This is a genomic window from Alteromonas sp. KUL106 (genome assembly GCF_009811415.1).
In the GTDB taxonomy this organism is placed as follows: Bacteria; Pseudomonadota; Gammaproteobacteria; order Enterobacterales; family Alteromonadaceae; genus Alteromonas.
This window is the reverse complement of record NZ_BLIG01000003.1, coordinates 21,642-30,951: the sequence shown is the minus strand read 5'-3', so window position 1 is coordinate 30,951 and position 9,310 is coordinate 21,642. Positions and strand designations below refer to the sequence as shown.

The 9,310-nt window shown below is 44.3% G+C and carries 6 protein-coding genes; 2 read left to right on the top strand and 4 right to left on the bottom strand.

What is annotated here, in order from left to right:
* Window positions 1–32 precede the first annotated feature (32 nt).
* The gene (gene prpB, locus GVO63_RS02010; protein WP_159577943.1) at window positions 33–908 is read right to left on the bottom strand and encodes a methylisocitrate lyase; all 876 of its coding nucleotides are present in this window, start codon (window positions 906–908) and stop codon (window positions 33–35) included.
* Window positions 909–974: 66 nt separating this feature from the next.
* Window positions 975–1,637: a GntR family transcriptional regulator gene (locus GVO63_RS02005; protein WP_159494177.1), complete on the bottom strand. Its 663-nt coding sequence runs from the start codon at window positions 1,635–1,637 to the stop codon at window positions 975–977.
* 801 nt (window positions 1,638–2,438) lie between these two features.
* On the opposite strand from GVO63_RS02005, the gene GVO63_RS02000 reads away from it, so the two are divergent.
* On the top strand, window positions 2,439–4,703 hold the full coding sequence (locus GVO63_RS02000; RefSeq protein ID WP_159577942.1) for a TonB-dependent receptor: 2,265 nt from the start codon (window positions 2,439–2,441) through the stop codon (window positions 4,701–4,703).
* Window positions 4,704–5,152: 449 nt separating this feature from the next.
* Complete coding sequence (locus GVO63_RS01995; protein WP_159577941.1) at window positions 5,153–5,485, top strand: hypothetical protein; 333 nt, start codon at window positions 5,153–5,155, stop codon at window positions 5,483–5,485.
* Window positions 5,486–5,856: 371 nt separating this feature from the next.
* Here GVO63_RS01995 and GVO63_RS01990 read toward each other — a convergent pair whose 3' ends face one another.
* A complete protein-coding gene (locus GVO63_RS01990; RefSeq protein ID WP_159577940.1) occupies window positions 5,857–8,340 on the bottom strand; it encodes a TonB-dependent receptor in 2,484 nt (827 codons plus the stop codon).
* 462 nt (window positions 8,341–8,802) lie between these two features.
* Window positions 8,803–9,288 carry a MarR family winged helix-turn-helix transcriptional regulator gene (locus GVO63_RS01985; RefSeq protein WP_159577939.1) on the bottom strand — a complete coding sequence of 162 codons (486 nt, stop codon included), beginning with the start codon at window positions 9,286–9,288 and terminating at the stop codon, window positions 8,803–8,805.
* Window positions 9,289–9,310: the final 22 nt, after the last annotated feature.

The following is a 9,310-nucleotide window of genomic DNA, read 5'->3' as shown; positions in this document are numbered from 1 at the left end:
CCCCACTCGCTCACAGCTGTGTCGTATTAATTCTAATTTTTGCCTTGGGCGAATAGGGCGTCTAGCTTTTGCTCGTATTCGTGGTAGCCAAGATAATCGTACAATTCCATACGTGTTTGCATGCTGTCGATAACGGCTTTTTGGTCACCGTTTTCAAGTATAGATTTGTACACCATTTCTGCTGCTTTATTCATGGCGCGGAATGCACTTAGTGGGTAGAGCACCATGTCGGCACCCCATTCGCCAAGCTCTTCTTTGTTCCATAGTTCGGTTTTGCCGAACTCAGTAATGTTGGCAAGAATAGGTACGTCTAATGCGTCTGAGAATGCGCGATAGTGCTCTTCAGTTTGAACTGCTTCTGCGAATATACCGTCAGCACCCGCTGCAACGTAGGCCTTTGCGCGCTCAATGGCTTTTTCTAAGCCTTCTTGTGCGAATGCATCGGTGCGGGCCATGATGAAAAAGTCTGGGTCGGTTCTGGCATCAACCGCGGCTTTAATGCGGTCTACCATTTCTTCAGTGCTTACAATTTCTTTGTTAGGACGGTGACCACAGCGTTTTTGCGCAACCTGGTCTTCCATATGCACCGCTGCAGCACCGGCTTTTTCCATATCGCGAATGGTTTTGGCAATGTTGAACGCACCGCCCCAACCTGTGTCGATGTCTACCATTAGCGGTAGATCACACGCGCTGGTGATTCGCTGCACATCTGCAATTACATCATTTAGTGATGTCATGCCTAAGTCAGGTAAGCCATAAGATGCGTTGGCAACGCCGCCACCTGAAAGATAAATGGCTTGGTGGCCAATGGCCTTTGCCATCATGGCGCTATAGGCGTTAATAGTGCCTACAATTTGTAGAGGTTTATTATTCTCTAACGCGGTTCTGAATTTCTTTCCTGCACTCATGATAATCACTCGCTTATTTGAAAGTAGGGTAGAGGTAAATTAGGGTTGAAGAAGGCTTTAAAGGGGTTAACCATGGTTAAGCTTCTTCTCGATATTATTTTTTGAATAAAGAATATGACGACGCATGAGCATTTCCGCCAGTTCTTCGTCACGATTAGCAATGGCATTTACTATGTGCCGGTGTTCGTCAAACGCAGTACTTACGCGCGGGCCGGCCATACCTAATTGCACGCGGTACATGCGCACAAGATGGTAAAGTCCATCTATTAAAACACTTATTAAATGATCATTTTTACTGCCAGTTACAATTCGGTAGTGAAAGTCTACATCGCCTGCTTCTTGGTAATAGCTGTGGCCGTCTTTTACTTTGTCGAAATGGCTGTCTAGCAACGCCTGCATATCGGCAATCTCATCATCGCTCATGTAGCGGGCGGCGAGTCGCGCAGCCATGCCTTCTAGCGCCTCACGGACTTGATAGAGCTGGATTAAGCCTTCTGGTGAGAGCGCAACCACGCGCGCACCCACGTTGGCCTTGCGCTCTACCAAGTGACAGGTAGCTAGGCGGTTAATGGCTTCTCGAATGACGGCGCGACTCACTTCATATTTTGTCGACAATTCCATTTCGCTGAGCTTGCTGCCGGCGGGAATGACGCCCTCAACAATATCCTTCCTCAACTTAAAGAAAGTGCGGTCGGCGTTGGTTATGGCATGTTCGCTTTTTACTAACACTGTATGTGGTCTTTGCTTATTTAATGTCGACAATATATGGCTATTTCGTCGTTTTTTCAACCTTGATATAGATATATTGTCGACAAAAAGGGTGAGATGTTAGTCGTATAGCCAGATGTAAAAGCATAGTTGGCCGGCAGTGGAATGGATTTAATATCTAAATATTCACCCGTATAAACTTGTGTTAAGTCTTGAAGGTCAAAATAGTGTGGTTATTTTTATCGGTGCTGATCGAAGCAGAAATATGATTCATCGCTAGCGGAACGGTATCAGTGTTTGTACGGAGATGTATGGGATTGAAGAACAATGTGTTGTTTAAAGTTTGTCCGTTTGGTCTAGATTTTAATTGCTTGACTTGTATGCGTCGAGTAAAGAGGTATGGCCAGATATGACAATGATATTAAAGTTATTTTGTGGTTTTTGTCGACACATCTTATTTAAATGTTCATTTAACCAATTAGTCTGATTTTGAAGTTTTATTTTAATAAAATTGCAATATTTTGCTTTGCAAGATCCTAATCTAACGGTAACATATCGTTCCAGTCTTCAAGCCTAAATTCTTCTTGCGAATCTCAGAGGGCTGGAAAAGTATTTACGACTTTTAAAGCAGCGTTTTATTGAAAGTAAGTTTGTAATGTTTTATTGCGACTTACTTTTTTATTGCCTGCAATCCAGTATTAGCACAAGGTAATGTGCGCCTCTTAGGTCAGTGAGTTTAGTCTTTCAAAGTTCCGAAGAAGAACTTGAAGCCGCCTAAAACAACAAATTTACACCTAACACTCACGCAAAAGGGGTTATACCATGAAAACTAATACTGACGTGTCTAAGGCACTCGCCAGTAAGCTTTCACCTGTCGCACTTGCAGTAGCGATGACCGTTCCAGTTTTTTCAAACATAGCTGTCGCTCAGGAAGCCGAAGCAACAGAAGAACAAAAGTTTGAAGCCATTACCGTTACCGCAACAAAACGCCCTCAAGTCATTTATGAAGTGCCAATCGCGATCAGTGCTTTTGATGGCGATAAACTAGCAGAACAAGGTATTACAGACTTAACAGACGTTGGTAAATTCGTTCCAAACCTAAACGTTACTGGTTTCTCTGCCGGTCACACATCTTCTGTAAATCCATTTATTCGTGGTATCGGTCTTCAAGATCACCTTATCACGACTGATCCAGGCGTAAGCGTTTACGTTGATGGTGTATACCTAGGCCGCCAAGTTGGTCAAAACTGGAGCCTAAATAACATCGAGCGTATCGAAGTACTTCGCGGTCCACAAGGTACGCTTTACGGTCGTAACTCAATTGGTGGTGCCATTAACATCATTACCAAAGAGCCAGACCAAGGCGACGTCACTAAAGTAAATACTGAATTTGGTACGCGTGGCCGTGTTAAAGCCGACCTTTTTGTGAACCATGGTTTATCTGATGAACTTGCGTTCAACATGAACTTATCTTTCAACAAGCGCGATGGCCTTGGCGAGTTCATCAACGTGCCAAACGCTGAATATGATGTGGGCGAGACCGAAGACATCTCTGGTCGTGTATCTGTAAAATGGGAGCCATCTAACGACTTCCGTATGGTATTAACTGCAGATGCGAACAACGGTGATGGCGGTCTTCGTCCGTATACCGTGCTAATTGACGAAGTAGGTTCTGCACGTTACTTCGGTGGCGGCAACGGTCTAGGTGTAGAGCTACGTAACTCTGACGTTATCCCTGAAGGTTTTGACCGTTACGACAACGCAACAGGCACAGAAGCAGTAACAAGCGTATCAAACGAAGCGCGTGGCCTTTCATTGACTACTGAGTGGGACATCAACGAAGATTACACAGCAAAAGTAGTAGCAAGCCAGCGTACATCTAAGTACAAAGCAGGCCTTGATGATGACGGTACGGTTTTCTCTCTTGACCAATTCCCAGAGCGCGGTGAAGCAGATCAAACCTCTGTTGAATTCCAGCTTAACGGTTACATTAACGAATACACAGACTTCGTAGCAGGTCTTTATTACTTCAACGAAGAAGGTAGCAACCGCCAAGGTGACGACTCTAACTTCGACGGTGGTCCGAACCTTTTAGCACTCGATCAAGAAACCACGTCAAAAGCCGCCTATGTGAACGTTCGTCATGACATTAATGATGAATTAAGCGTTTCTGGTGGTCTTCGTTACACGAAAGATGAAAAAGACGCGTCTGCAAACGTATTCGGTCCATTAGGCACTATCTTTGATTCAAACGACTGGGACGAAGTAACTTGGGAACTTGCGACAAACTATACGTTTGAAAATGGCATGACAGGTTACGCCACTATTCAGTCGGGTTATCAGTCTGGACAATACCCAGCCCGCCCTTACTGTCTAATCGGCCAGTTCTTTGGTGCAGGTGGTTTTGATGATATCGATGCAGCGCAAGCAGCAGTCCGTGCAAACAACTGTTTCACAGCATCTGACAACATCACTGCAACTAACTACGAAGTCGGTATTAAAGGTCGTGTGAACGATTACTTTGACATTAGTGTTGCTGTATTTAACACCGAGTTTGAAGATCTTCCTTACCAAGTAAGCCGTGTAAGCGAAGGTGGTTTTGACACCGCAAACCTTGTCGTTGAACAAACCTCTCGCGGTATTGAAGCCGATGCAACGTTCAGCTACGGAAACTTCAGCATGATGACCAGCATCGGTTACATGGACGTAGATGTTGAAGAGCAAGCTGGTTTTAACCCAGTCGCGCCGCTTACGCCTGACCTTACACTAGCAATTGGACCGCAATATACTTTCGAGCTTGATGGCGGTGATTCAATTCGCGTGCGTGCTGACTACTCGTATCGTTCAGAAATGTATGGTGAGCCAACGTCTGCGCCAGAGCGTATGACCGAGCTTGATAGCCGTGAACTAGTGAACTTTGATATTGCGTATACGCCAGCGGATGACGCTTACACAGTCGCGCTTTATGGTCGTAACATCTTTGATGAGCGTTACGACAACGCACGCTTGAATACAGGTGACTACATCCTGCAAATTCTAAGCAACGATGCTAGCGAGTTTGGTGTTAGATTCTCAACTGAATTCTAATAGCTACAACGAGTTATGATTGTAAAAGCCAGTCTGAAGACTGGCTTTTTTTTGCTTATTTTTTCTTGTTTTATCTTCATTATTAGCATAGTTTTAAAGCTGTTCCATCAACACACCATAAATAGCTATGCGTCCTAGAGCACTTACTCGCTTCATTTTGATAATAGCAACATCATTACTTTTCAGTTGTACACACACTGTGTATCTACCTGACGATGAAGAGAGTAATATCACAAAGGCTGAGAGAGTCACGACGGCTAAACCTGAGTTCGGCAATCAATGTCGCTATAGTGGCGGCGGCGAATACGGTGTTTGCCCAACGTCAAATGGGGAAATGGTTGGGACATCGTGTTCTTGCCCTACACCCTCAGGGCAGATCATGGGAACAGTGTCGAAGTATTAGAGGCACGATTAATCTCAAAGGCCGTTAGATCATACGGAGATGAAGTGTGGGTTTATTTACTAATTTTAAAAAATCGCGGTTAGAAAAAAAGTTCAAGAAAAACGAATGGGTAATCATTCAGCCTGTTCCATTCGACCAATTTGAACAACTTATTGTCGAACATGTGGACAATGGTTGGGAAATTGAAGATGACTATGAACGACTCGCCGAATCTACGGCCAAATGGCAGTGTGAATTGCGCAAAGGGACGAGTATCTTAACCTGCGTGTGGACGACGAAGGATTTTGGTCGAATATACGGACCTTCTCGAGTAGTCAATGGGCTAGCTGAAAAATTAAAGGTGAAAGCTTCTGCTACGATCGCACAGCCGTGGTTTTGAAATATGCCAGCGCGGAACCTTAATATTGTGGCGGATAAAGCGGAGAGTCCACACCAAATCTAATGCGCGGCGATAGCAACTATCACGGTACAAATACCTAATAAAGCCCCAAATTCCGTTTGCCTGTTATAAAAAAAATCCCATATTTTTCATTGGGTTTTATTCTCTGTATTGTTTTAGCATGTATTGTTGTTGGGTCTGCAGAACACTTCGCGTGATATCTGTGCGCTATTCTGTTTTTGTTGCAAAAATGTCGGTCGCTATGGAGGGATTTATATATAGATGCGGGTTTATGCGATGCTTCTATAAACGGTGAAAACGACCCTATCAATTAAATCCGTGATAGGGCCGTTGGTACGAACTCTTGTCTATTAGTAGAATTCGGCTCTTAGTCGAAGACCAAACGTACGCGGCGGGTTATATATTACGTGTGTAAGACCGCGGTTGTTAACATTTGAATTCGCGATGAATTGCTCATCAGTTACATTGCGAATAAAGAACGATAGCGACCAATCTGCTTCGCTAGACGTCAGCGTAGCGTCTAAGTCTAACGTTACATAAGAGTCGGCGTCCGTAGCATCTACAAAGAGGAAGTTTGTTGCTTGCTCTGAACGATGCGATGCTTGCGCAGTTAACGACAAGTTATATTCGTTGATTTCAACATTATGATTTATTGCTAAATCTGCACCGAAATCTGGGGAATACAACAAGCTTTGACCAGAACAGTCGTAGCTTTCAAGGCCATCAGCAACGCCCGTCGAGGTACAACCAAAGCGACCTTGACCTGGGTCAGACACAAGGGTCAATGAATCATACGTTGCATCTAAGAATTGAGCATTACCGCTGATTGTGGTGTCACGACCCACTCTCCAAATCATATCCACATCTAAACCTTGAATTGTCGCATCACCGTTAGCGATAGGGAACGAGGATGCACCGTTTAAGGTTGTAAAATAGGTAACCTGCTGACCATCATATTTCCAATGAAACGCTTCTAAATTGAGCTGTAGCGTGTTGTCGAAGAAGCGGTTCTTTGAACCAAAAGTAAACGCATCAATATATTCTGGGTCGTATGTTGGTGCCGCAATAGATAAGTCTACACCTCCAGCGCGGTATCCAGTTTCGAACGTAGCATAAAGTAGACTGTCTTCAGCAATGTCATATTCAACACCTATGCGATAGGTTGTTTCACTGTAGTCGAGATCTGACTCTATATAACCTTCACCGACGTTGACGATAGCGCCAATTTGAGGAGTAATCCCACCAGGGATAGTCAGGTTGTAGAATGGAGGAGGCCCCATTCCTGGTACTGTTGCAACTGAACCCGGTGCCATTAGCCCTTCATTGACGAAGAATGCAATAAACTCATCGCGGTCTGACGTAACGGGGTGAGCAGGCATCGCACCAGACGCACATCCGTTAGCGAAACTATCAGGCGGTGTCAGGAAGTTGCCAGTAAAGGGGGCTCCGCCACAGAAAGTGACGAATGTATCGCTGATGCCCTCAGCATACTTCTTATCTTCTGTATAGCGCAGACCTACATTCAGTCTGAAGGTCTCTGAAAAGTCATAGGTTCCTTGACCAAAAATAGCCCAAGAGTCACCGCCATTTTCATAATTCTGAATGGGCGACGCATAGTTCTGTGAAAACACCCCACTGGTTTGAATTTCTTCATCGAAATAGAATGCGCCTAAAATAGCATTGAGCGGTCCATCAAAGTCGGTACTGAAACGCGCTTCAACACTTGACTGTTCATTTTGTTCACTTGTTTTTGCTGGGGCAAAACCTGGGCCAACAAAGGTGTAGTCCTGATCTGATTCTCGATAAGACGGGATGACGGTTAGTGTTCCTGCCTCTGTCGTGTAATTTAATTCGGCCATGAAACCGGTAAATGAAATATCTTGTCCTAAATCGTCTGCATTAAGCGGTTTATAGAATGCAAACGATGGCGTATGTAGTACGCTCGTACGAATGGCATTTGCTTCATCAGTCGTAGGTCCTGTAAATGCGCCTAAACCTGATGGAATGAACTCGGTCAAATTGCCTGGGGCATTGCTAAATGAGCCAATCAAATCGCCACCAGGTCCAATCGCCGTGTTTTCAGAGTAGTCGAAAGCGAATCGAATGTTAAAGTCTTCGGTAGGCTCATATAACAGTTGAGCGCGTAGAGAAAGATTGTCGGCATCGTTCGTACCATCGTCTGAGTAGCCATCTCGTTGCAGTGAGCTAACTGATAGTCTTAGTGCTGCATAGTCGCCAATTGGTGCATTATATGCGCCTTGGAAACCTAATCTTGAATAGTTGCCCACTTCTAATTGGGCATAACCTGACGTTTCAAGAAGCTGCGGTTTCACAGGGATATAGTTCACTACACCACCTGTTGCATTGCGACCGTAGAGTGTGCCTTGGGGGCCTTTGAGCACTTCAACCCGCTCTAGATCGAACAGTGCTTGACCGGCTGCACCGCTCGAGCGACCTAAGTAAACCCCATCGACGTTTTGAGCGACAGCAGCATCAGTTAGCGGGTTTACTGTCAATGCACCAACGCCTCGAACAAAGATACTTGTCAAAGGTCCACCGCCAGCGCTGATCCCTAAAGCCGGAGAAAGTCTTCCTAGGTCTTGACCTGATTCGAGTCCTTGACGAGTTAATGACTTCTGGTCAACAGCCAGCATCGGTACTGCAGCTTCTTGCAAAGACTGAGATTTTCGCTGAGCAGTAACCATAATTAGCTCAATGCCATTAGTCTCGTCAGCTTTTTCTTCTTGGTTTGCAGTCTCTTGTGCTACAGCTTGAAGCGAAAGTGCTGAAAATGCCAGAAGCGGAAAATAGAGGGACAGCTTTTTTATTTTCATATGAAGTTCCAGTAACTATGTGTTGTGCCAAACCTTTGAAAAAGGAGTTAAGTAAAGACGGCGGTTTCGGTGTTAACAGTGCGAACATTTTTAACCATTAAGCATCACTTAACTTACATTTGTTTAACATAGGCTACTTGAGCGAAGAGAAAAAATTTAATTTACAGATATGAACTATCTCTTTTGTAGATACTTCGGGGGGATTATATATAAAAATTCGTTAGATAGAGAAGGTGTTGCGTATTTTGATCATGCCCCATGTAAACAACCACAGACTTGCAGAAGTACAAATCAGCCTTGGCAGTTGAGCTGGTTGTCACCACTAGAAGTAGTTAAAGGTCGCTAATTTCGGTTAGCAAATGAATAGTACGCTAATAAAGTGGCGCTAAAGTAGTATAAAAGGGGCGATTCAAAGAGCATCCACTGCTGAGCTTAATGAAGATGAGGTTGGCATGGTTACATTCATTCTTTTCCGTCTTTTGCAAACGGATTAAACGCATCAACGAGTTTTACGTTCTCATTCAATTTGGTCAGAACATCAATCGTAACATCTAGATCTTTTTTACTGATCCCACTTAATAACAATCGTTCTCTCTCAAGCGCGATGGGAATGATTTGGTCGTGCAAACGATGTCCCTCTGCGGTTAATTGCAACAACGAGGAACGGGCATCTTCAGGGTCTTGCTTTAAGGTCACATAGTCCTCTTCAACAAGCTGCTTTACTGCTCGGCTTATTGCCGCTTTATCCAGGCCAATAACCTGACAAATTCGGTTCGCTGTTATATCAGACTCCACTTTTAGCATAGCGAGTACACGCCATTCTATGATGCCAATAGCGAAATTTTTTCGATAACACTTAGATGCGCCGCTAGATAATTTATTCGATAAAAAGTTCACTAGCGCGGGTATGTATCGTTGAAGATCTAATTGTCTTTTTTCAGTTTTCATTTGGCTTTAATACGTGCTGAAG